Source organism: Larkinella punicea (genome assembly GCF_003334855.1).
Lineage (GTDB): Bacteria > Bacteroidota > Bacteroidia > Cytophagales > Spirosomataceae > Larkinella > Larkinella punicea.
In genome coordinates, this window is the sequence record NZ_QOWE01000031.1 from 33,153 (window position 1) to 55,005 (window position 21,853).

Consider the following 21,853-nt stretch of genomic DNA (forward strand, 5'->3'; position numbering starts at 1 on the left):
GTGTCGTTTTGACATTTATAAAATAAGTGTCAACTTTACACCATTAGAAAATTTCCGTTGAAATCAGATCGAATTCAAAACCGCTTAACCAATTCACAAACCATGTCAACCATCACCCTGGGCGACCGGGAATATTTCCCCGGCATTGGCGCCATTGCCTACGAAGGCCCCAAATCCAAGAATCCGTTAGCGTTTAAATGGTATAATCCGGATCTCATGCTGGGTGGCAAAACGCTGCGGGAGCAACTCCGCTTTGCCATTAGCTACTGGCACACCTTCTGCGGAGCGGGCGGAGATCCGTTTGGTCCCGGAACGCGGATTTTTCCGTGGGATCAGGATAGCGACGCCAACGTGCGGGCGAAACTGAAAATGGATGCTGCTTTTGAGTTTTTCACCAAAATTGGAGCACCGTATTATTGTTTCCACGACATCGACCTGGTGGATGAAGGCCCATCGGTCAATGATTACGAAAGCCGCCTGCAGGCCATTGTCGACTACGCAAAACAGAAGCAGTCGGCCAGTGGTGTCAAGCTGCTGTGGGGCACGGCGAATGTGTTCTCAAACCCGCGCTACATGAACGGCGCATCGACCAATCCGGATTTTGCGGTGTTGGCCTATGCCGGAACCCAGGTTAAAAATGCCATCGATGCCACCATCGCTTTGGGTGGCGAAAACTACGTGTTCTGGGGTGGCCGGGAAGGCTATATGTCCCTGTTGAACACCAACATGAAGCGGGAAGTCGAACACCTGGCGAAGTTTCTGACCATGGCCCGCGATTATGCCCGCCAGCAAGGTTTCAAAGGCACCTTCTTCATTGAGCCGAAACCGATGGAACCCACGAAACACCAGTACGATTACGACGCGGCTACGGTTATTGGTTTCCTGCGTCAGTACGGTTTAGAGAATGATTTTCAACTGAACATCGAGGTCAACCACGCGACTTTGGCCGGGCATACCTTCGACCACGAATTGCAGGTAGCGGCTGATGCGGGGATGTTGGGCAGCATCGACGCCAACCGGGGCGACAACCAGAATGGCTGGGATACCGATCAGTTTCCGATCAATCTGTACGAACTGGTTGAAGCGGCTCTGGTGATTCACCAGGCGGGAGGCATCACACCCGGGGGTATCAACTTCGACGCCAAAGTGCGCCGGAACTCCACCGATTTCGAGGATTTATTCATTGCACACATCAGCGGCATGGATGCGTTTGCCCGTTCGTTTATCGTGGCGGATGCCATTCTGAAAGAGTCAGACTATCTCAAATTCCGGACTGAACGGTACAGCTCTTTCGATGGCGGCCCCGGAAAAGCGTTTGAAGAAGGCAAACTGACGCTGGAAGATCTGCGCAGCTACACACTCGAAAACGGGGAGCCGGCCGTTCGCAGTGGCAAGCAGGAATGGCTGGAGAGCCTCATCAATCAGTATATCTAATATTTCCCCTTTCCTATTCGCCACTCAGGTCCGATGTTTTTGTGGCCTGAGTGGCGGATATACGGATGATCCTAAAAAATAAACGCATGGAAACGAGTGAATTAGCAAAAGTCGCTTCGCAGGTACGCCGGGATATTGTCCGCATGGTGCATGGCGTCGCATCCGGGCATCCGGGAGGTTCGCTGGGGTGTACGGACTTACTGGTGAGTCTGTATTTCCAGGCCATGAACCTGAAAATGGACGATCAGGGTTCCGTCGTGTTTGATATGAGCGGTTCGGGCGAAGATCTGTTCTTTTTGTCCAATGGTCATATTTCGCCGGTACTGTATTCCGTGCTGGCCCGCCGTGGTTATTTCCCGGTTTCCGAGCTGGCGACATTCCGCAAACTGAATTCCCGGTTGCAGGGCCACCCCGCAACGGCGGAACACCTACCCGGAATCCGCATTGCTTCCGGTTCTTTGGGGCAGGGACTTTCGGTAGCGGCTGGTGCTGCCTATGGCAAAAAAATCCGCAACGACCCCCACCGGGTCTACTGTTTGATGGGTGATGGCGAGCAACAGGAAGGGCAGATCTGGGAAGCCGCAGCCTTTATTCCGCACCGCAAACTGGATAATCTGATTGCCATTATTGACTTTAACGGACAGCAGATCGACGGCCCTACCGATGTGGTTCTCAACAACCGTGATCTGGGTGCCAAATACGAAGCCTTCGGCTGGACAGTGCTCCACATGGACGGCAATGACCTGGATGATGTGGCATCGACCCTACAAGCCGCTCAAGAGGCTGGTGGCCAGGGCGCTCCCGTTTGCATCATCATGAAAACGGAAATGGGACAGGGCGTTGATTTCATGATGCACACCCACAAGTGGCACGGAACGGCTCCCAACAACGAACAGCTCACCGCAGCCCTGGCTCAACTGGAAGAAACCCTCGGCGACTATTAATTCTGACCTCATGAAAACCTACACGTTTACCGAAAAGAAAGATACCCGTTCCGGTTTCGGCGCGGGCATGGCAGAATTGGGCCGCTCGCATCCGGATGTCGTTGCCCTCTGCGCCGATCTGGTAGCTTCCCTCAAACTGGACACGTTCATCAAAGAAAATCCCGACCGGTTTATCCAGTGCGGGATTGCTGAAGCCAACATGATCGGGGTTGCCGCCGGTCTGACGCTGAACGGCCTGATTCCTTTTGCTACGACCTTTGCCAACTTTGGCTCAAGCCGGGTGCTGGACCAGATTCGTCAGGCGGTCGCGTATTCGAATAAAAATGTTAAAATCTGCGTCTCTCACGCGGGGCTGACCCTGGGCGAAGATGGCGCAACGCACCAGGTGCTGGAAGACATCAGTATGATGAAAGCCCTGCCCGGCATGACCGTTATCAATCCCTGCGATTTCAACCAGACCAAAGCCGCCACCATCGCCATTGCCGATTATGAGGGGCCGGTTTACCTCCGGTTTGGACGTCCCGTTGTGCCCAACTTTACCCCCGCCGACCAACCGTTTGAAATCGGAAAAGCCATTCTGCTCAACGAAGGTGCGGATGTCTCTATTTTTGCCACCGGGCACATGGTCTGGCAGGCACTGGAAGCCGGTAAGCTGCTGGCCGAACAGGGTGTAGAAGCCGAAATCATCAACATCCACACCATCAAACCGCTGGACAAAGAGGCAATTCTGGCATCGGTTTCGAAAACGGGTTGTGTCGTAACGGCCGAAGAACACCAGATGAACGGTGGTTTGGGCGATAGCGTGGCGCAGGTACTGGCGCTGAACCATCCGGCCCCGCTGGAAATGGTGGCCGTCAACGATTCGTTCGGCGAAAGCGGAACACCGGAGCAACTGATGGAAAAATACGGATTAACAGCGGCCTCGATCGTCGCCAAAGCGCTGGCAGTTATCCAGCGGAAAAAGTAAGGATTGGTCTTGATCCGGGTCGTCGTGAAAAGCCCGGATCAGGACGCTCTCAGCCGGAGGTCTGTTATTTTACCGCCTGATAGACCTCCAGCGGCCGATCCGTCGACATCACATCCGCGCCATTTTCGGCAAACTTTTTATAGACCTGATCGCCTTTGGCAATGGCCTGTTTGTCCAGATTGCCGAGCGTTCCGAGAATACAGGAAATCCCTTTTCCGTGCAAAAACCGGTATAACTCAGGGCTGGGTTCTTTGACGCCCACAAACGCCACCATGTTGCGGTCTGGAATACCGAGGTCGTGGAGTCGCTGGTAGTCTTCTTCTTTCAGAATCGTAACCGACAACATCAGGTTCGGGTCAAGCCGGTAGACTTCGGCGGCTTGCGTGGCGCTGTAGGTGATCACCACCGAATAATCAGCCGCGCCCGTCCGCCGGACCATCTCGACAACTTTGGCAAAAGGGACGTTTTTTTTGACATCCAGCGTGTAAATCACCTTGCCTTTCCCCCACCGCAGCACCTGCTCCAGCGTCGGAATTTTGAAGTTCGTCACATTGCCCAGGTTGTCTTCCAGGCGGTATTGCTGCGTTTCTTCGTAGGTTTTTCCGATGAGTTTACCAGTTCCGGTCGTCGTTCGGTCCAGGGTTTGGTCGTGCATCATCACCAGCACACTGTCGCGGGTCAGGTCGATGTCACATTCGATGATCACGGGCAGTTTTTCGGCCAGATAAGCAAACGATTCGATGCAATTTTCGGGGTAACCTTTGATATCGCCCCCACCCCGGTGGGCACTGATCATGGCGGTTCTGCCGGGGGTGTAGTTGAAAAAAGTCGACAGCCCGCCCGCCGGAACGCGGTACGCATTGAGTACGGTTTTTGGCGCACAACCGGTTAGTAAACCGATCGTAAAACCAAGCCATAAAATTCGTTTCATGTTGTGAAGTGTGTATACAGACCTGTTAGGTTTTAAAAACCTAACAGGTTTAGTTGTCTGTCGCTACTTATACATCGATATTTCCTACCATCTCTTCCGGTTTCACCCATTCGTCAAACTCCGCTTCCGTCAGGTAGCCCAGTTTGATGGCGGTTTCTTTCAGTGTGCTGCCTTCGCGGTGGGCGGTTTGGGCAATTTCGGCGGCTTTGTAATACCCGATTTTGGTGTTCAGCGCCGTCACCAGCATCAGCGAGTTGTTGACGTGCTTCCGGATATTTTCTTCAATCGGACGAATCCCGACAGCACATTTGTCGTTGAACGACACACACACATCCCCAATCAGCCGCGCCGAGTGCAGAAAGTTGTAGATCATTACCGGTTTGAAAACGTTCAGTTCGAAATGACCCATGGAACCGCCGATGTTGATCGCGACATCATTGCCAAACACCTGAGCCGCCACCATCGTCATGGCTTCGCACTGCGTGGGGTTCACTTTCCCCGGCATGATCGACGAACCCGGTTCGTTGTCGGGAATGAAGATTTCACCGATGCCCGCGCGTGGTCCCGACGACAGCATCCGCACGTCGTTCCCAATTTTCATCAGGCTGGCGGCAACGGTTTTCAACGCGCCGTGCGCTTCCACAATGGCGTCGTGAGCGGCCAGGGCTTCAAACTTATTTTCGGCGGTAACGAACGGCAAACCCGTCAGGTCGGCGATGTGTTTGGCGACGTTTTCGGAATAATTCGGGGGTGTGTTGATACCCGTTCCGACGGCGGTTCCGCCCAGGGCGAGTTCGCTCAAATGCGCCAGCGTGTTTTTGATGGCTCGTAAACCGTGCGTCAACTGAGAAACGTAACCCGAAAATTCCTGCCCTACCGTCAACGGTGTGGCATCCATGAAATGCGTCCGGCCAATTTTGACGACATTTTTAAACTCTTTCGCCTTCGCATCCAGGGTGTCCCGCAGTTTTTCAATTCCGGGAATCGTCACTTCGATCAGAATCTTGTAAGCCGCAATATGCATGGCCGTCGGAAACGTATCGTTCGAGGACTGCGACTTGTTGACGTCGTCGTTCGGGTGAAGCGCTTTCTTTTCGTCAGTCAACTGGCCACCCTGCAACACGTGGGCACGGTAGGCTACGACTTCGTTGACGTTCATATTCGACTGCGTACCGGAACCGGTTTGCCAAACAACCAGCGGAAACTGATCGTCCAGTTTGCCGTCCAGAATTTCGTCACACGCCCGCCCGATCAGGTCCGATTTCTCCTGCGACAACACGCCCGCGTCGAGATTGGTCAGGGCTGCGGCTTTTTTCAGATAGGCAAACGCCCGAACGATTTCGCGGGGCATTTTATTGATGTCTTGCGCAATTTTGAAGTTTTCAATCGAACGCTGGGTTTGTGCGCCCCAATACACGTTGGCCGGTACCTGAACCTGGCCCATCGTGTCTTTTTCAATCCGGTATTCCATTTTGAGACAATAGACGTTAGACTTGAGACAAAAGATGCCGGCGGGTTTGCCCGGCGCTTCCGGTGGCAAAGGTAGAACACAAGCCAATAGATACGCATGGAATTTATATATTTGTCAGGATGTTGTCAAATGACAGGATTAAATTATTCAAATAACTATGCAGGTGCCACTTCAGAAGATTGTATTAGCATTGGGAGGTGAAGGTCTGATCAATCATCAGGTCAGACATGAATTTGATTTGTTGGCTGTTGCCAGAGAAGGGTTACCAATGGATTCTATCACTCACCTTCAAAAAAATATGGGTTTCACGAATAAAACGATGAGCCATATTCTTGCCATTTCGGAAAGCACATACCAACGTCGCATCCGAAATCAGGCTAAATTAAATCAGGACGAAACGGAAAAAGCCATTGCTTTATCTGAAATTTACGCAAAAGGCATGGAGGTTTTTGAAATCAAAGAAGACTTTGAGTATTGGTTAAATGCAAAAATAATAGCCCTACAAAGCCAAAAACCGATTGATCTATTAGATTCAATGATCGGTCGCAAACAGGTTTTAAATGTTTTGAACGCCATTTTGCACGGTATTTACACTTGACAGCTATTCTATAACAAAAACTACTTACTGCCTATAACTGAAAAGCGTTTCATAAAAAAAGGTGTACAACCTGGGATTACTTTTGCCCACATGAGACTTTATAGAATCACAAAAACAAATTACGCTAACGATCTTAACGGCACTGGTGGACTTTATGCTTCGGGACGGTGGCACCGCGAAGGCACATTGCTTCTCTACTTTGCCGAACACGTTTCCTTAGCTATGCTTGAGATGCTAGCCAATTCAGAAATATTGCCCATCAACGTGAGTCTAGTAACGGTAGAGCTTCCTGAAATGGCTTCAATTCGTCAGACTAGGCTTGAAGATTTGCCATCGGATTGGAGAAATATACCTTACAAAGAAACCTTAGCCGATATTACTGAACGGTGGATAACTGAAATGCAGTTCTGGGCTATGCGTGTTCCATCAGCCCACTCTCCCACTGAATTCAATTATTTGTTAAATCCATTACATCCGGAACATAAAACGTTGGAAGTCGTTAGCATTCAACCCATTTCATTCGACCGTCGATTAAAATAAACCTGTATGCCTTTTTTAGTGCTTGACCTTGAAATGACCGGCCCGGAGCCGGATTGGAACGAAATTATTCAGGTGGGTGCCGTTCTTTTCGACGATAATTGGGTTGAAAAAGGGCAGTATCTGACCAACGTCTATCCCGAAAACGAAGACGCATTTTCGAGTTCGTCCGAGAAAATCCACAACCTGTCGCTGGCCGACCTGGAGGATGCGCCGATGATTTACGACGTATTGCCGGAACTGGAAGAGTGGATTATCAAGCAGTTGGGCATCCAGAAAACGCAGAAAACGACGGACAACAATCCGTATTTGCGGGAGGTGATCATCTGCGGTCAGAGCGTGATCAACGACATCAATTTCCTGAAAGAAGCCTACCGCCTGGAGAAACTCAAATGGCCGTATTCGCGCACGCTGGTCGACCTGCACACCCTTAGTTATTTTGCGTTTCGGATTCTGAAAAAGAACAAAAAACCCGTTCCACAACGGCTGAGTTTGAAAGAAATTGCCGGCCATTTTGGTTTTGAACGCGAATCCGACATTCACAACGCCCTCGAAGATGCAGTTTTAACGGCGAAGTGTTTGAAGGAGGTCTTTAAACTCGCGGACCACCTGAAGCTAGGCGAGTAAGCGATCAATCTCCCCCGTCACAATCTTCCAGCGCGTGGCCCAATCGCCCGATACATCGACGTAATCGATATTCCGTTGGGCCAGGGCGGTTTTGAAGCGGTTATACATTTCTTCCCGGCGATGACCCAGATCGCGCAGACCGTCGGCTACCCAGGGCACGTCAATGTTCAGCAGGAAATACCGGTCATAGGTAATCTGTTTTTCCAGTTCGAATAGAACCGGCGGAACTTCCTGTAAATAATGCTCGGCGTATAATTCGGTTGTAATCAGATCTGTATCACAGATCAGCAGTTTGTTCGCTTTTTGGGTTGCGTCCAGAACCGCCTTCGTCTGGGCGTGGCCGATCGTCACGTAATCGTCGAGCGTCAGGTCGTTGGACGTAATCAGATCGCGGGCGACTTCCTGCACAAAAACCGTCTGATAATGCGCAGCCAGTTGCTCCGCCAGGGTGGTTTTGCCAACGCTTTCAGAACCATACAGGCAGATCAACTTAACGTTTCCGATCATCGGGCGGACTGGGGATAACTTCGGTACTCCTTCGTAAAATGATACGCTCCAACCAGGGCAATCAGACAGTAAAACGCGTATTCGATACCAACCACTTTCAACCCTTTCACAAAATACATGTAGGCACTGATGGCATCGACCAGCAGCCAGACATACCAGGTTTCTACTTTTTTCCGAATCAGCAGAAATGTGGCCACAATGCTCATCACCGACGTAAAGGAATCCAGATACGGAAACGCGCTGGGTTTGTTGAACAGAATCGGAAACCATTCGTGCAGATTCCCGGCAATTGTCCCGAACAGAACCGTCGCCAGCGATCCGGCGAATAGAATCATGCCAAACTGTTTTCGCGATAATTGACTGACTTTCAGTTCTCTTTTCTGGTCTTCTTCCCCGGTTTTCGGGTGCGTCCACTCCCACCAGCCCACGAGGTTCATGACAAAAAAGAAGATTTGCAGGAACATGTCGGGATACAACTGAATCTGATAAAACAGAAAGAAAAACGTCGTCACGCTAATCAGACCAGCGGGCCAGCTCCAGATGTTCGCTTTGGCCGACCACCAGGTGGCAAAGGCGCCAACGACGGTTCCGACAAATTCGAGGTAACTCATCGGATACCCGAGAACCGTAAAAAAAATCGAGTCAATATCGAAAAAATCCTTCATCGCGCGACTTCGAGCCAGACCGGGCCGTGGTCGGAATGAACGGCGTCGGGCAGGTGTCCGGCGGCCACGATGTGGTCTTTGTAGGGTTCGCTGACGGAAATGTAGTCGATCCTCCAGCCCTTGTTATTGGCGCGCGCACCGGCCCGGTAACTCCACCAACTGTATTCGATTTTGTCCGGATTCTTGTAGCGGTAGGAATCAATAAAACCGCTATCGAACCACTTCGTCAGCCACGCCCGCTCTTCCGGCAGAAAGCCCGAGGACGTTTTGTTGCGAACCGGATCATGAATATCAATGGCGGTGTGCGCGATGTTGTAATCCCCGACGACAATGACATTCGGTCGGGTTTGGCGCAACTCCTGAACGTAGTCGAAAAAATCATCCAGAAACTGCATCTTTACGGTTTGCCGAATTTCGCCGGTCGTTCCCGACGGAAAATAGCAATTCAGTAAGGTCAGATCGCCAAAGTCGGTGCGCAGAATCCGGCCTTCGCAGTCATAAATGGACATGCCGCACCCCAAAACGACCTGATCCGGCGGCAGTTTAGAAAACGTCGCCACCCCGCTGTAGCCCTTCTTCTCGGCCGCATGCCAGTGATATTGATAGCCCAATTCTTCAAACGGCAGCAAATCGACCACGTCGTGGGTGGCTTTCACTTCCTGAAAACACAGGATGTCGAACGAATTTTGCGAAAGCCATTCGACCAATCCCTTACTCAGCGCCGACCGGATGCCGTTGAGGTTGTAGGTCAGGATTTTGACGGTTTCGCTGGAGTGATTGAATGTGTCGGTATTGGTCATTAGACAACGTAATTTTCTAAGAATATGGCTTTCCTCCTCTTTTGCCCCCGACCCCTAAAGGGGCGCGGACGTCGCTTTATCCGATGGCTCGGCGTCCGTGCCCCTTTAGGGGTCGGGGGCAAAGGCTGGATTTAGTGACAAGTTGTTAAATCACCACATTGACAATCCGCTTTGGCACCACCACCACTTTTTTCGGCGTTTTTCCTTCCAGCCACTTCAAAACCACCTCATTCGCCAGGACTTCTTTTTCAATGTCCGAAGCAGCGGTATCGACCGAAAACGTCAGCGTCGTGCGAACTTTCCCGTTGATTTGCACCGGGTATTCGATGGTGTCTTCCACCAGATAAGCCGGATTGAAAACCGGGAATTCGGCGTAGCTTAATGTACCGGCTTCGTTGCCTAATGCCGCCCAGAGTTCTTCCGTGATGTGGGGCGCAAACGGAGCCAGCACCACGACCAATTCCTGTAAAACCGCTTTTTTATTGCACTTCAAGGCCGACAACTCGTTGACACACACCATGAACGCGCTCACCGAGGTATTGAACGACAGATGCTCAATGTCCTCCGCCACTTTCCGGATGGTTTTGTGCAACACTTTCAATTCGGCAGGTGTCGGTTTTTCGTCGGTCACCAGCCAGCGACCGGGGCGGGTTTCCGTTGGTTCTTCGTAAAACAACCGCCAGAACTTTTTCAAAAACCGGTACACACCGTCAATGCCGTTCGTATTCCACGGTTTGGCGTCGGTCAGCGGGCCGAGGAACATTTCGTACAACCGCAACGTGTCGGCACCGTAGCGTTCCACAATCGTATCCGGATTGACGACGTTGAACTTCGATTTCGACATTTTCTCGATTTCGACTCCGCAGATGTATTTGCCGTCCTCTAAAATAAACTCGGCATTCTCAGCCAAATCCGGACGTGTTTTTATAAAGGTCTCGACATCAAGCACGTCGTTTTCAACGATATTGACATCGACATGCAAGGGTGTTACTTCATATTGGTTTTTCAAGCCGTTCGAAACAAAAACCGGCGTTTTCCCTTCGCCAACTGAGTCTTTCAAGCGATACACAAAATTCGACCGGCCCAGAATCATGCCCTGATTGACCAGCTTCTTAAACGGTTCTTCTTCCGGCACAAAGCCCCGGTCTTTCAGGAACTTGTTCCAGAACCGGCTATACAGCAAGTGGCCCGTCGCGTGTTCGGAACCGCCTACGTACAAATCCACATCGCGCCAGTAGTCGATGGCTTTTTGATCGGCAAATTCCTGGTCGTTCTGCGAGTCCATGTAGCGGTACCAATACCAGCTTGAACCCGACCAGCCGGGCATGGTGCTTAGTTCGTATTCGTATTTTTCTTCCCCTTTAGGGGACTGAGGGGTGTATTTCCATCCTTCAGCACGCGCCAACGGCGGTTCACCGGTTTCGGTGGGCAGGTATTTATCGACCGGCGGCAATTCCAACGGCAAATCCTGTTCGTCCAATAAATATGGCAAACCGTCTTTGAAATAAACCGGAACGGGTTCACCCCAATACCGCTGGCGACTGAAAACCGCGTCGCGCATCCGGAAATTGATCTTGGCTTTTCCAATGCCGTGTTCTTCCAAAAACTTGACCAGAACCGGCACCGCTTCCTGATACGTCAGGCCGTCGATGATTCCGGAGTTAATATACCTACCTTCTTTGGTGTTATCCGCCTGTTTATCAATATCTTTCTGACCATCCAGAATCGGAATGATCGGCAAATCGAAGTGTTTGGCAAACGCCCAGTCGCGCTGATCGCCCGAGGGAACGGCCATGACTGCACCGGTTCCATAACCCGCCAACACGTAATCGGCCAGATAAATGGGTACGCGCTCGCCGTTGAACGGATTGATGCAGTAGCTGCCCGTGAACACCCCCGAAACCGTTTTGGCGTCGGCCATCCGGTCGCGCTCAGAGCGCATTTTGGCGGCCGTGACGTACGCATCGACAGCCGGTTTTTGCGCCAGTGTCGTCAGTTCGGCCACCAGTTCGTGTTCCGGTGCCAGCACCATAAACGACACGCCAAAGATGGTGTCGATACGGGTTGTGAAGACTTTAATTTTAGGAGAAGCGGAAGAAGGGACGAACGGATGAACGGACGAATCCTCCCCTCCTCCCTTATTCCCTTCTTCCTTAAGTACCTCAAAACTAACCTCTGCTCCCGTCGATTTTCCGATCCAGTTGCGTTGCTGTTCTTTCAGCGAATCCGACCAATCGACGGTGTCCAGTCCGCGCAATAACCGGTCGGCGTAGGCGGTAATCCGCATCATCCACTGGCGCATCAGTTTCTGCTCGACGGGATAACCGCCCCGCTCCGAAACCCCGTCTTTCACTTCGTCGTTTGCCAAAACCGTCCCCAGAGCCGCACACCAGTTCACGACGGCGTCGGCCACGTAGGTCAGGCGGTATTTCAACGTGATTTCGTATTGCTCGCGTTCCGATTTGGCGTTCCATTCTTCGGCAGTAAAATGGGGCACGTCGTCGTCGGACACGGCCTGAATTCCGTAGGTACCCGCGCTTTCAAATTTGGCAATCAGGGTCTCGATGGGTTCGGCCTGGTCGGTTTCCTTGTTGTACCAACTGCGGAATAGCTCCATAAAAATCCACTGCGTCCATTTGTAAAACTTCGGGTCGGACGTGCGGACTTCGCGGCTCCAGTCGAAACTGAAGCCAATATTTTTCAATTGCTCAATGTAGCGGGTCGCATTCTCTTCGGTCGTAATCGCCGGATGCTGACCGGTTTGGATGGCGTATTGCTCGGCAGGCAGACCGAACGAGTCGAAGCCCATCGGGTGCAGCACGTTGAATCCTTTCAGCCGTTTGTAGCGGGTAACAATATCAGAGGCAATGTATCCCAGCGGATGGCCGACGTGCAAACCGGCACCCGACGGATAGGGAAACATGTCGAGAATGTAATATTTTGGTTTTGAAGCGTCGTTTTCGGTGCGAAAGGTGTGGTTTTTCTCCCAGAACGCCCGCCAGTTTTCTTCAATCTTTTTGTGGTTGTATTCAGACATAAGAGTGTATGCGTTTTAAAGAAAGTTGTTTCGCAGAGTTGAGCGGAGAAAAAGAGAGTTAAGCGAAGAAAAAAAACTCTGCTTAACTCTTTTTATCTCCGCTCAACTCTGCGAAACAACTCACTCGCAAAAGTAGGATTTTCTTATGGATTCGCCTGCGTATTTCTCTGAAGTCGGTTGAGGGTATAGCAAACCAGGTGATTCAGAAGGCTTTGCTGGGTGGTGGAGCGAAGTTTGCCCAGTTCGAGTTCGTAGATGTACCCGGCCTTGAGTTCCGACAGTTTCAGCGTCACGGTTTTCCCATCGGCCGAGAGTTCGGCATTTGAAACCGCCACAGGCTGCACGTCGAACTGCTTGGAGCCGTAGGCTTCGTGGTATTCGTAATAATAGCGTTTGAACTGAAAATTAGCCACTTGCTTCGCCGTAACCGCATCGAGTGGCTGCGTGAACGTCAGCGCAAAACCGGTCGGCGTCAGTTTCATGTCGGCCAGTTCGAGCGGCACTTTCCCCTTCCAGCGAACGTGCTGAATGCCGCGGTCGCCCGCCCAGCCGTGGTCGGTTTGGCCGATCCAGAGGCTTCCATCGGCCGCAAAAGCCAGCCGGTTATTTCCTTTCCGCAAACCACTTCCGACCAGAAACGGCGCACAGGCCCCCTGAATATGCCCATCGACGGTTTCGAGCATCAGCCGAACCAGATACGGATGATTCATCTCCCCAACCAGCATTTTCCCGACAAAAGGTCCGAATCGGCCACCGGTATTGTCCAGCACCGGCTGCGTCGGAGAATCCGCGATCCGGCTGTGGGGAAAGGCCACGCTCTCGACCGTCCTGAGACTGTCCAGCATTTTGACCGGTAACTTGATGGGTGTTATGTGCGGAAACCCTTCTTTCCACAACAGGCTCGCCGGATGGCCGTAGTGCTTTCCTTCCTGAACGTGATACAACTTGCTCGTCCCCAGCCAATCGCCCTGATTGTCAGAAGCAAACAGATTTCCATTGGCATCAAAACCGATGCTGTTGGGTGACCGGAAACCGCTGGCATAGGGGTGCAACTTTCCATCGGGCGTCAGTTTCATGATCCAGCCCCGGTATGGTACCGCCGAATACATCCGGCCCGGTCGGCCCAGGGTGTCCAGTTTCCCGCGTACTTCCGGGAATATTCCGGCTCCGTTCGACGCACAATTCAGGGCAATGAACAGATTTCCCTGTTTGTCTTTCACGGGACCAAAGGCAAATTCGTGGTAATTGCCGGACAGCCCAAAGTCATCGGTCACGGTAAGGTATTCATCCGCAACGCCGTCGCCGTTGGTGTCTTTGATGCGGGTCAGTTCCGGGCGTTGCATTACCAGAATCTCGCTGTTGCTAACCGCCATAATCCCCAGCGGATCGTGAATCCCTTCGGCAAACAGCTTCCAGGTTTTCGTTTTGGGGTTATACATCATGATTTCCCCCCGGTGAAACCCCGCGACAATCCGGCCATCGGGCATAATCGCCAGACCATCCGTTTCTGCCGTCAGCCCTTTGGGCATCTGAATGGTTTCAACCTCGTAATAATCCGTAATCGTATCGGCGGGGAAGTTTTTTGATGGGAACGCAGATGATACAGATAGAACGGATAAAAACAGATAAATTAAAATCCGTTTGATCCGTCCAATCCGTGTCATCCGTGTTCCTATCAAACTCGTAGTTGTCGTTTTCATTCCGCAGTCATCGTTATCGTGAAGTTCCTCGTTCCGACCGGCAGTCGCACCATGCCGTCCTGAATTTTGCCCACCGACGGACGGTATTTGACGCCGTCGCCGGATTTACAGGCAAAATAAACCGGGCCTGAAACCGCCCCCAGGCTGAAATGCCGAACCAGCCCCCGCCCCGTCGGCAACGGTTTGATCAGTTCCCGAACTTCGATTCCATTCACGGTATACCTGAATTCCGGGTAGCGGTTGATGAGTTTGTAGCCTTTGAAATGCACTTCCGGCAGCCGGTCGGCAGTACCAAAGCGGATCGAAAAACCGCCCTGATCCCGAAAATAGACGTCGCCGACCACGTGCGTCGGTTTTTTACCGTTTCCGTCCCAATGGTCGCTTTGGTCGATGAACCCACCCGTCCAGGCGTAACGCAACCGGCAAGACCCGGCATCCCAGCAATACGCCTGTTTGGGCGTCAGTCCGACCGCAATCGATGCGGGGCCGGAGTCGGGCATGAAGGTTCGATACACCGCCGGGTATTTCAGGTCGTACGGATGGTCGGGCATGTGTCCGGCATGACCAGCCATATCGTCTTTGCGGTTGGCTGCTACATTGGGATCTTTGTCCAGCGGGGGAACCGTTGCGGGCCGTCGGGTAACGTAAATGACGCCATACATCACAAAACCGTGGCCGGGATAGGTGCAGACGTAGGAGTAAATCCCATCCTGCGACAGCACAAAGCTGATTTTTTCCGATTTGCCCGGATCGACCGTTGCCGTGTGCGCCACAACATCCGGGGTGCGGGGCACATAATTGAGCTTGACGGCCTGATCGCCGAGGGCCAGCGACGTGTTGACCACCCGCAACCGCGAATTGGGTAGCGTAACCACCAGATTGTGAGCCATGTCGTCGTAATTATCGAGGGTCAGATGGACCCGGGTGCCGGGGCGCACCACGAAACGCGGAACATCGTACTTCAGGCCTTCGATGGCCCGAATTGTCAAGGTTGTATCCTGAGCAAGGGCTACCGGAATTTTTAGGCCGCAAAGTGCAACGAAAAGCACTACAACTGCGTATTTTCTCATGAGGGAAAAGTATAGGAAAAAAAGCAAATTAACGGCTTTTTCTACTAATCTGGTTTCATTTCTGCAAAATCGCAATCGCATGAAACTGGGTACAATTTTCGATTTTTCCATTCGTTAATTAATGAGGTCTTTTCACTGTAACTACATGAATCTTATCGATCTACCGCTACTTTTTTCATTTCCCGGCTTTCTTAGAAATCAATTCGTATGCGGTGGACATTTTTATCGACTTGTTCTGTCAATGTCGCAATTCTCTCTCTATTAATCGGGTGTCAGTCTGATCAGGACGCCATTGGGCCAGCGGGTGATTGCCTGGTTCAGTCATCCGTCACCAACGGACAGGCCATTGCCGGTTCATACATTGTAACCTACAAATCCACGGAGAACTTACCCGTTGCGCCGAATGCGCGGGTTGGGGCCGCCGTTCAGCAACTTTTAACCCGCCACGGCCTGAACGATCCGAATGCGCAGGTGTTATTTTCCGGCGAATCGACCGGTTTTCTGGCGCACGTCAGCGCGGCCGAAGCGGAAACGCTGAAAGCCGACCCATCCGTTGAACTCGTCGAACCCGACCGGATTATCTCCATTTGCAGTTGCGTCGATGTGGCCGTCACCTCCACCCTGACCTGGAATGTCAGACAAACCGGCTACGGACGGGGGGATCTGAACCCGGACAAAACCGCCTGGATTCTCGACACGGGCATCGATCTGGATCACCCCGACCTGAATGTCGACACGGGCCGGAGCCAGTCGTTTCTGACCGGCAAAACCGCCGATGACGAAAATGGCCACGGAACTCACATCGCCGGCATTATTGGTGCGTTAAACAACAACATCGGGGTAACCGGCGTTGCTTCGGGTGCTACGCTGGTGGCCCTGCGGGTACTGGACAATGAAGGTGAAGGCAAACTGTCGGCACTGGTTCAGGCGGTTTCCTACGTCAATATCAACGGCAAAGCGGGCGATGTTGTCAACATCAGCATCGGCGGTGAAGGAACGTCGGCGAGTCTCGAACGGGTCATCAAACAAGCCGCTGACAAAGGAATCCTATTTGCGATTGCCGCCGGGAACGAAGGGGAATCCGCCGAAAAATACGCGCCAGCCAATGTCAATCACGCCAATGTATTTACGGTTTCGGCCATGGATCAAAGCGGCAATTTTGCTTCGTTCTCCAATTTTGGCCCGACGGTCGACATCTGCGCGTATGGCGTTCGGATCACGTCAACGTATTTGAACGGCCGCTATGCTTCTCTTTCCGGTACTTCGATGGCATCTCCGCACGTGGCCGGTTTGCTACTGATCCGGGGTCGCACCATTCCCACCAACGGCTTTGTCAGGAATGATCCTGACGGAACGCCAGACCCAATTGCCGGGGGCGAATAATCGGACGTTTTTCTTGTTTTAATCCAACCGATTGCCCACCTTTGCACTCGAATTCGATTATCCCGACGGCATTTCTTAATGCCGTTTTTCATGAGAAGAATTCTCTACTAACTATATATAGCTAATTACTTATGCAATCTATCTCAGCCTCCGACTCTTCGCCAGAAGCCTCTACCCCCGTCGGGCTGAACTTAAATGGATTGAAAATAACGGTTCAGGGAGAGTCGGCGGCTGAGCAGGTGAAAGCTTTGCGTCAGGCGTTTCCGGAATCCGAAATTGACCTGATTCCCGACGTTCCCCCACGCTCTGTCCTGCTTCGCCGACGCAACCGGACCGAAATTGCCATCTATATTTCTTCAGCATTGGCCCTGATGATTGTCGGGCATTTGCTGTTCAGTTACCTCACGCTCGACCGGCTGACGCTGGTCATGGATTCCCTTGAACTCAACAATGATTTCTGGTATTATCTGGCGGGCGGTTTTATAGCCCAGATGATCGACGGGGCATTGGGCATGGCTTACGGGGTGACGGCTTCGACGCTCCTGCTGACCGTGGGCGTCAGTCCGGCGGCTGTCAGCGCCAGCGTTCACAGTTCCGAGATTTTCACCAGCGGAGTGTCGGGTTATATGCACCTGCGGTTCGGGAACGTCAACAGCAAACTCTTCAAAGCCGTCCTGATTCCCGGTGTCATTGGTGCCTGCATGGGCGCCTATCTGCTGGTGTCGCTGGAACAATATTCGGTGTATATCAAACCGGCGGTTGCGGTTTACACCGCCGTTTTGGGCGTGCTGATCATCCAGAAAGCCCTGGCGAAACGCATCAAGAAAAAGCCCATCAAAAAAATCGGGTTACTGGCCTGGTTTGGCGGAACGATGGACGCCATCGGTGGCGGAGGCTGGGGACCCATCGTGTCCTCGACGCTGATTGCCAGCGGACGGCATCCGCGTTACACGATTGGGTCGGTCAATCTGGCGGAGTTTTTCATCTCGCTTTCCAGTTCTCTGACGTTCGTTACACTGATCGGTCTGACCCACTGGCAAATCATCATTGGTCTGATCCTGGGCGGTATGATTGCCGCCCCCATTGCCGCCATTCTTTCGACCCGATTGCCGATAAAAGCCATGATGATTATGGTCGGCGTTGTCGTAATAATCGTAAGTTTGCGGAATATTATTACAGTTTTATTTTAGAGATAAGAGGATAGACAAGAGAAGAAAGACGCAAATCAACGGCTGCCACTTTCTTTATTCTCTTGTCTCATCTCTCTTGTCTACATTTCCATTCATGAAAAGACAAACGAAAGCCATCCGGATCCAGACGAAGAAATCGCAGTACCGCGAACATTCGACGCCTTTGTTTTTGACTTCCAGTTTCACATTTGAAAGCGCGGAGCAGGGAAAAGCCCTGTTTGAGGAAACCGAAGAAGGAAACATTTATTCCCGATTCTCCAACCCGAACGTGACGGAATTTGTCGACAAGGTGTGTATGCTTGAGAACGCCGAAGCCGGCATCGCGACGGCAACCGGAATGGCTGCGGTTTTTGCGAGTATGGCGGCTTTGCTGAAATCGGGGGATCACATCGTAGCCTGCCGGGCCTTGTTCGGGTCGGCGCACCAGATCATTTCGCAAATTCTGGTGAAGTGGGGCATCACGTACACCTACGTAGATGCCGAGGCTTCGGAAGCGGACTGGGAAGCGGCCATCCAGCCCAACACCAAAATGGTGTACCTGGAAACACCCTCGAACCCGGGTCTGGAACTCGTCGATCTGGAAATGCTGGTTCGTTTGAAAAAGAAATACGGTTTTATCCTGAACGTCGACAACTGTTTTGCCACGCCGATTCTGCAAACACCGCTCGATCTCGGTGCCGACCTTTCGGTTCATTCTGCGACGAAATACATGGATGGACAGGGACGTGTGCTGGGTGGCGTTATCGTCGGCTCGGAAGAACTGATGGCCCCGATCCGGTTTTTTGCCCGGCATACCGGCCCGTCGATGTCCCCGTTCAACGCCTGGACGCTGTCGAAAAGCCTGGAAACGCTGGAGCTTCGCATGGATCGCCATTGTGCCAACGCCCTGAAACTGGCGCAGGCCCTGGAGCAACACCCGGATGTCCATGCCGTGAAATACCCCTTCCTGCCCTCCCATCCGCAGTATGAACTGGCGAAACGGCAGATGGAAGCCGGTGGTGCCATTGTCACGTTTGAGGTGGAAGGCGGTTTTGAACGCGTGAAGTCCCTGTTTGAATCCTTGAAAATTGCCTCACTTTCTTCTAACTTAGGGGATACGCGGACCATTGTAACGAATCCGTTTACGACCACGCATTCCAAACTGAAACCGGACGAAAAAGCCGCCCTGGGCATCACGGAAGGTTTGATTCGGGTGTCGGTCGGATTGGAAGACGCCGATGATCTGGTCGAAGATTTTGAACAGGCGGTTACAAAGTCGGCAATAGCGGTGAAATTGCCAGTAGAGTAATCTTTTAGTTTCATTTATTGGTTTTTCTCTGGTCTAAATTAATTAATAGACGGTTATGAAAACGCTAACCATTCAGTTACCAGATTCAGTTAATGAACACGATCTGTTAATGCAGGTGGCGGGTTTGTTGTTCGAAAAAGGGATTCTCTCCTCTGGGCAAGCCGCCGAAATGGCAGGCATCAGTAAAGTAGAATTTCTTGAGTCAATCGGCCACTACGGTATTTCAATTTTTGGAGAAACACCGGAGGATATTGAAAATTTATAATCGAAATGGTAATTATTGCGGATACAAGTTGTCTTATTGTGCTTCGTAAAATTGGACTCCTTACTTTGCTTAGAGAACTTTACAAAACGGTTACTGTAACAAATATTGTAGCTAATGAATGTAAATTTCTGTTACCAGATTGGATTGAAATTCTCCCAATCCAGCCAAGTGCTTTTCTGAGTGAATTGCAACAAAAGTTAGATGCTGGTGAAGCTACTTCCATCGCACTGGCCAATTCACTTCCTGAATGTATATTAATAATTGATGAAGCTAAAGGACGGTCCGTGGCTAAGGAATTGAATATTTCAATTATTGGTACACTCGGAGTCTTGTTGAAAGCCAAAGAAACAGGTTTAGTTCATTCAATGAGCCGATTATTAAATGAATTACGTTTAAAAACTGATTTTCGATTTTCTAAAGAGATAGAAAGAGCTATTCTCATTAAAGCCGGTGAGTTATGAAACATCTGAAAATCAGTTTAATTCTTATAATTCTGGTCATATCCAATTTGGAGCTTTCTGCTCAAACCACCAAAAAACCGCTCCGCATTGGGGTGGTGGGTCTGGTGCATTCGCACGTCGGCTGGATTCTGAACCGGGCGAAAAAAACCGGCGACCCGGATATCGAAGTCGTTGGCATTGCCGAACCCAATCGGGAAGTGGCCGAGCGGTATATGCAACGGTACGGTTTACCGATGAGCCTGGTCTATTCGACAGTGGAGGAAATGCTGGACAAAACCAAACCAGATGCGGTGACGGCATTCAACGAGATCAGCAACCACATCAACGTCGTAAAACTCTGTGCGCCCCGCGGCATTCACGTCATGGTGGAAAAACCGCTGGCGGTCAGCATCGATCAGGCCCGGCAGATGGAAGCGTTAGCCAAAAAGCACAAAATCCATTTGTTGACCAACTACGAAACCACCTGGTATGGCAGCAACCACAAAGCCTACCAGATTGCGGTAAAAGACGGCGCCATCGGCCCGATCCGCCGGATTGTCGTACACGACGGCCACGATGGCCCCAGCCGGATGAACAAGGAATTTGTGGCCTGGCTCACTGATCCGGTTACCAACGGAGCCGGGGCCTTGTTCGATTTTGGGTGCTACGGCGCCAATCTGGCGACCTGGCTGCTGAAAGGGGAACGGCCAACGACTGTCAGTGCGGTTACCTTACAGATCAAACCGGATGTGTACCCAAAAGTGGACGACGATGCGACCATTGTGCTGACGTATCCCAAAACCCAGGTCGTTATTCAGGCGTCGTGGAACTGGCCGTTTAGTCGCAAGGACATGGAAGTGTACGGCGAAACCGGGTATGTGTTTACGCTCGATGGTACCCGAATGCGGATTCGGTTGAAAGACGATAAGACGGAACAAACGGCGGAAGCGGCCAAAACCGATGCGCCGGTCACCGATCCGTTCGACTATCTGGCGCAGGTGGTGCGGGGTGAAACTAAATCCGTCGATGATTTGTCATCGTTGCAAGTGAACATGATTGTGATGGAAATTCTGGATGCAGCCCGTCGTTCGGCCAAAGAAGGAGGCAAACCCATTGCTTTAAAATAGGACAACTATAGCTTACTATAAATTTTGCGGACTAAACGGGGTGACCCGCACAATCCGTCGTAGAATATGATCGCGGAACCTTCCTATACAATCGACAGCCTAGCGGAACGCCTGGCGGGCAAGAGCGAAGTTGAAAGCCTGCAAACGCTGGCCGAATTATTTCCCGGCCAGGTGGTTTTTTCATCCAGCCTGGGCTACGAAGACCAGGTGATTACGGACATGATCCTGGCCAACAACCTTCCAATCCGGATTTTTTCGCTGGATACCGGCCGGATGTTCAATGAAACGTATCAGGTTTGGCAGAAAACCAACAGCCGGTACGACACCAAAATTGAAGCCTACTTCCCGAAAGGCGAATCGGTGGAGAAACTGCTGAACGAAAAAGGCCCGTTCAGTTTCTACGAATCGGTCGAAAACCGGAAAGAATGCTGTTTTATCCGGAAGGTAGAACCGCTCAACCGGGCGCTGAAAGGCAACAAAATCTGGGTGACCGGTATTCGCGCCGAACAGTCGCAAAACCGCCAGACCATGACCCAACTGGAAGCCGATGATGCTCATCAGTTGATCAAATTTCACCCGCTGATGAACTGGTCGTTTGACGAAGTGAAAGCGTATGTACGCCAGAACAATGTGCCGTACAACCCGCTTCACGACCGCGGTTTTGTGTCAATTGGTTGCCAGCCCTGCACGCGCGCCATTCAGGAAGGCGAAGACTTCCGGGCCGGTCGCTGGTGGTGGGAAGATAATTCGAAAAAGGAATGTGGTTTACACGCCAAATAAACCTCCGCTAAACTCTGTATTTCTCTGCTTAACTCTGCGAAATAGTTCAAGGAGTTGTTTCGCAGAGTTAAGCAGAGAAATTTTGGAGGTAA

General features: G+C 51.6%; 21 protein-coding genes. 13 read left to right on the plus strand and 8 right to left on the minus strand.

What is annotated here, in order from left to right; genetic code table 11:
• Positions 1 to 102: 102 nt before the first annotated feature.
• From xylA to DUE52_RS28405, 3 genes are all read left to right on the plus strand, one after another.
• The gene (gene xylA, locus DUE52_RS28395) at positions 103 to 1,434 is read left to right on the plus strand and encodes a xylose isomerase (protein WP_114409482.1); all 1,332 of its coding nucleotides are present in this window, start codon (positions 103 to 105) and stop codon (positions 1,432 to 1,434) included.
• Positions 1,435 to 1,520: 86 nt separating this feature from the next.
• Positions 1,521 to 2,378, plus strand: a complete 858-nt coding sequence (locus DUE52_RS28400; protein ID WP_114409483.1) for a transketolase — start codon at positions 1,521 to 1,523, stop codon at positions 2,376 to 2,378.
• A 10-nt stretch (positions 2,379 to 2,388) separates the two neighbouring features.
• Positions 2,389 to 3,345 (plus strand): transketolase family protein, encoded by a 957-nt coding sequence (locus tag DUE52_RS28405; protein ID WP_114409484.1) that lies wholly within the window; start codon positions 2,389 to 2,391, stop codon positions 3,343 to 3,345.
• A 64-nt stretch (positions 3,346 to 3,409) separates the two neighbouring features.
• Here the strand turns inward: DUE52_RS28405 and DUE52_RS28410 are convergent, their stop codons facing one another.
• Positions 3,410 to 4,276: a glycerophosphodiester phosphodiesterase family protein gene (locus tag DUE52_RS28410; RefSeq protein ID WP_114409485.1), complete on the minus strand. Its 867-nt coding sequence runs from the start codon at positions 4,274 to 4,276 to the stop codon at positions 3,410 to 3,412.
• Positions 4,277 to 4,343: 67 nt separating this feature from the next.
• Positions 4,344 to 5,747: a class II fumarate hydratase gene (gene fumC, locus DUE52_RS28415; protein ID WP_114409544.1), complete on the minus strand. Its 1,404-nt coding sequence runs from the start codon at positions 5,745 to 5,747 to the stop codon at positions 4,344 to 4,346.
• Positions 5,748 to 5,904: 157 nt separating this feature from the next.
• On the opposite strand from fumC, the gene DUE52_RS28420 reads away from it, so the two are divergent.
• The 3 genes from DUE52_RS28420 to DUE52_RS28430 all read left to right on the plus strand — a co-directional run bounded on the left by DUE52_RS28420 (position 5,905) and on the right by DUE52_RS28430 (position 7,509).
• Positions 5,905 to 6,345, plus strand: coding sequence for an Xre family toxin-antitoxin system antitoxin (locus DUE52_RS28420; RefSeq protein ID WP_114409486.1), 441 nt, complete (start codon positions 5,905 to 5,907; stop codon positions 6,343 to 6,345).
• Positions 6,346 to 6,435: 90 nt separating this feature from the next.
• Positions 6,436 to 6,885, plus strand: coding sequence for an RES family NAD+ phosphorylase (locus DUE52_RS28425; protein WP_114409487.1), 450 nt, complete (start codon positions 6,436 to 6,438; stop codon positions 6,883 to 6,885).
• 6 nt (positions 6,886 to 6,891) lie between these two features.
• A complete protein-coding gene (locus tag DUE52_RS28430; RefSeq protein ID WP_114409488.1) occupies positions 6,892 to 7,509 on the plus strand; it encodes a 3'-5' exonuclease in 618 nt (205 codons plus the stop codon).
• On the opposite strand, the gene DUE52_RS28435 is transcribed toward DUE52_RS28430, so the two are convergent.
• The 6 genes from DUE52_RS28435 to DUE52_RS28460 form a co-directional block, all read right to left on the minus strand.
• Positions 7,498 to 8,016, minus strand: coding sequence for an AAA family ATPase (locus DUE52_RS28435; RefSeq protein WP_114409489.1), 519 nt, complete (start codon positions 8,014 to 8,016; stop codon positions 7,498 to 7,500). The genes DUE52_RS28430 and DUE52_RS28435 overlap by 12 nt on opposite strands.
• Positions 8,013 to 8,681 (minus strand): nicotinamide riboside transporter PnuC, encoded by a 669-nt coding sequence (pnuC, locus tag DUE52_RS28440; protein ID WP_114409490.1) that lies wholly within the window; start codon positions 8,679 to 8,681, stop codon positions 8,013 to 8,015. Before pnuC ends, DUE52_RS28435 begins: the two co-directional genes overlap by 4 nt.
• On the minus strand, positions 8,678 to 9,481 hold the full coding sequence (locus tag DUE52_RS28445) for an exodeoxyribonuclease III (RefSeq protein ID WP_114409491.1): 804 nt from the start codon (positions 9,479 to 9,481) through the stop codon (positions 8,678 to 8,680). The genes pnuC and DUE52_RS28445 overlap by 4 nt, the downstream gene beginning before the upstream one ends.
• Before the next feature lie 145 nt (positions 9,482 to 9,626).
• A complete protein-coding gene (leuS, locus tag DUE52_RS28450; protein WP_114409492.1) occupies positions 9,627 to 12,518 on the minus strand; it encodes a leucine--tRNA ligase in 2,892 nt (963 codons plus the stop codon).
• A gap of 143 nt (positions 12,519 to 12,661) precedes the next feature.
• The gene (locus tag DUE52_RS28455) at positions 12,662 to 14,218 is read right to left on the minus strand and encodes a PQQ-dependent sugar dehydrogenase (RefSeq protein ID WP_229312340.1); all 1,557 of its coding nucleotides are present in this window, start codon (positions 14,216 to 14,218) and stop codon (positions 12,662 to 12,664) included.
• A complete protein-coding gene (locus tag DUE52_RS28460) occupies positions 14,215 to 15,288 on the minus strand; it encodes a plastocyanin/azurin family copper-binding protein (protein ID WP_114409546.1) in 1,074 nt (357 codons plus the stop codon). The genes DUE52_RS28455 and DUE52_RS28460 overlap by 4 nt, the downstream gene beginning before the upstream one ends.
• Before the next feature lie 207 nt (positions 15,289 to 15,495).
• Here DUE52_RS28460 and DUE52_RS28465 point away from each other — a divergent pair, with 207 nt between their 5' ends.
• The 7 genes from DUE52_RS28465 (at position 15,496) to DUE52_RS28495 (ending at position 21,761) form a co-directional block, all read left to right on the plus strand.
• Positions 15,496 to 16,671 (plus strand): S8 family serine peptidase, encoded by a 1,176-nt coding sequence (locus DUE52_RS28465; protein ID WP_114409493.1) that lies wholly within the window; start codon positions 15,496 to 15,498, stop codon positions 16,669 to 16,671.
• 131 nt (positions 16,672 to 16,802) lie between these two features.
• Positions 16,803 to 17,861 carry a sulfite exporter TauE/SafE family protein gene (locus DUE52_RS28470; protein WP_114409494.1) on the plus strand — a complete coding sequence of 353 codons (1,059 nt, stop codon included), beginning with the start codon at positions 16,803 to 16,805 and terminating at the stop codon, positions 17,859 to 17,861.
• A gap of 94 nt (positions 17,862 to 17,955) precedes the next feature.
• Entirely contained in the window at positions 17,956 to 19,149 is a 1,194-nt protein-coding gene (locus tag DUE52_RS28475) for a trans-sulfuration enzyme family protein (protein WP_114409495.1), read from the plus strand.
• A gap of 55 nt (positions 19,150 to 19,204) precedes the next feature.
• Entirely contained in the window at positions 19,205 to 19,414 is a 210-nt protein-coding gene (locus DUE52_RS28480; protein ID WP_114409496.1) for a UPF0175 family protein, read from the plus strand.
• Between the two features lie 5 nt (positions 19,415 to 19,419).
• Positions 19,420 to 19,875, plus strand: coding sequence for a PIN domain-containing protein (locus DUE52_RS28485; protein WP_114409497.1), 456 nt, complete (start codon positions 19,420 to 19,422; stop codon positions 19,873 to 19,875).
• Positions 19,872 to 20,981, plus strand: coding sequence for a Gfo/Idh/MocA family protein (locus DUE52_RS28490; protein WP_114409498.1), 1,110 nt, complete (start codon positions 19,872 to 19,874; stop codon positions 20,979 to 20,981). The genes DUE52_RS28485 and DUE52_RS28490 overlap by 4 nt, the downstream gene beginning before the upstream one ends.
• A 66-nt stretch (positions 20,982 to 21,047) precedes the next feature.
• Positions 21,048 to 21,761, plus strand: a complete 714-nt coding sequence (locus tag DUE52_RS28495; protein ID WP_114409499.1) for a phosphoadenylyl-sulfate reductase — start codon at positions 21,048 to 21,050, stop codon at positions 21,759 to 21,761.
• Positions 21,762 to 21,853: the final 92 nt, after the last annotated feature.

Coding starts and splice junctions, on each gene's coding strand:
- xylA (WP_114409482.1), top strand. CDS start 103: ATGTCAACCATCACCCTGGGCGACCGGGAATATTTCCCCGGCATTGGC.
- DUE52_RS28400 (WP_114409483.1), top strand. CDS start 1,521: ATGGAAACGAGTGAATTAGCAAAAGTCGCTTCGCAGGTACGCCGGGAT.
- DUE52_RS28405 (WP_114409484.1), top strand. CDS start 2,389: ATGAAAACCTACACGTTTACCGAAAAGAAAGATACCCGTTCCGGTTTC.
- DUE52_RS28410 (WP_114409485.1), bottom strand. CDS start 4,276: ATGAAACGAATTTTATGGCTTGGTTTTACGATCGGTTTACTAACCGGT.
- fumC (WP_114409544.1), bottom strand. CDS start 5,747: ATGGAATACCGGATTGAAAAAGACACGATGGGCCAGGTTCAGGTACCG.
- DUE52_RS28420 (WP_114409486.1), top strand. CDS start 5,905: ATGCAGGTGCCACTTCAGAAGATTGTATTAGCATTGGGAGGTGAAGGT.
- DUE52_RS28425 (WP_114409487.1), top strand. CDS start 6,436: ATGAGACTTTATAGAATCACAAAAACAAATTACGCTAACGATCTTAAC.
- DUE52_RS28430 (WP_114409488.1), top strand. CDS start 6,892: ATGCCTTTTTTAGTGCTTGACCTTGAAATGACCGGCCCGGAGCCGGAT.
- DUE52_RS28435 (WP_114409489.1), bottom strand. CDS start 8,016: ATGATCGGAAACGTTAAGTTGATCTGCCTGTATGGTTCTGAAAGCGTT.
- pnuC (WP_114409490.1), bottom strand. CDS start 8,681: ATGAAGGATTTTTTCGATATTGACTCGATTTTTTTTACGGTTCTCGGG.
- DUE52_RS28445 (WP_114409491.1), bottom strand. CDS start 9,481: ATGACCAATACCGACACATTCAATCACTCCAGCGAAACCGTCAAAATC.
- leuS (WP_114409492.1), bottom strand. CDS start 12,518: ATGTCTGAATACAACCACAAAAAGATTGAAGAAAACTGGCGGGCGTTC.
- DUE52_RS28455 (WP_229312340.1), bottom strand. CDS start 14,218: ATGAAAACGACAACTACGAGTTTGATAGGAACACGGATGACACGGATT.
- DUE52_RS28460 (WP_114409546.1), bottom strand. CDS start 15,288: ATGAGAAAATACGCAGTTGTAGTGCTTTTCGTTGCACTTTGCGGCCTA.
- DUE52_RS28465 (WP_114409493.1), top strand. CDS start 15,496: ATGCGGTGGACATTTTTATCGACTTGTTCTGTCAATGTCGCAATTCTC.
- DUE52_RS28470 (WP_114409494.1), top strand. CDS start 16,803: ATGCAATCTATCTCAGCCTCCGACTCTTCGCCAGAAGCCTCTACCCCC.
- DUE52_RS28475 (WP_114409495.1), top strand. CDS start 17,956: ATGAAAAGACAAACGAAAGCCATCCGGATCCAGACGAAGAAATCGCAG.
- DUE52_RS28480 (WP_114409496.1), top strand. CDS start 19,205: ATGAAAACGCTAACCATTCAGTTACCAGATTCAGTTAATGAACACGAT.
- DUE52_RS28485 (WP_114409497.1), top strand. CDS start 19,420: ATGGTAATTATTGCGGATACAAGTTGTCTTATTGTGCTTCGTAAAATT.
- DUE52_RS28490 (WP_114409498.1), top strand. CDS start 19,872: ATGAAACATCTGAAAATCAGTTTAATTCTTATAATTCTGGTCATATCC.
- DUE52_RS28495 (WP_114409499.1), top strand. CDS start 21,048: ATGATCGCGGAACCTTCCTATACAATCGACAGCCTAGCGGAACGCCTG.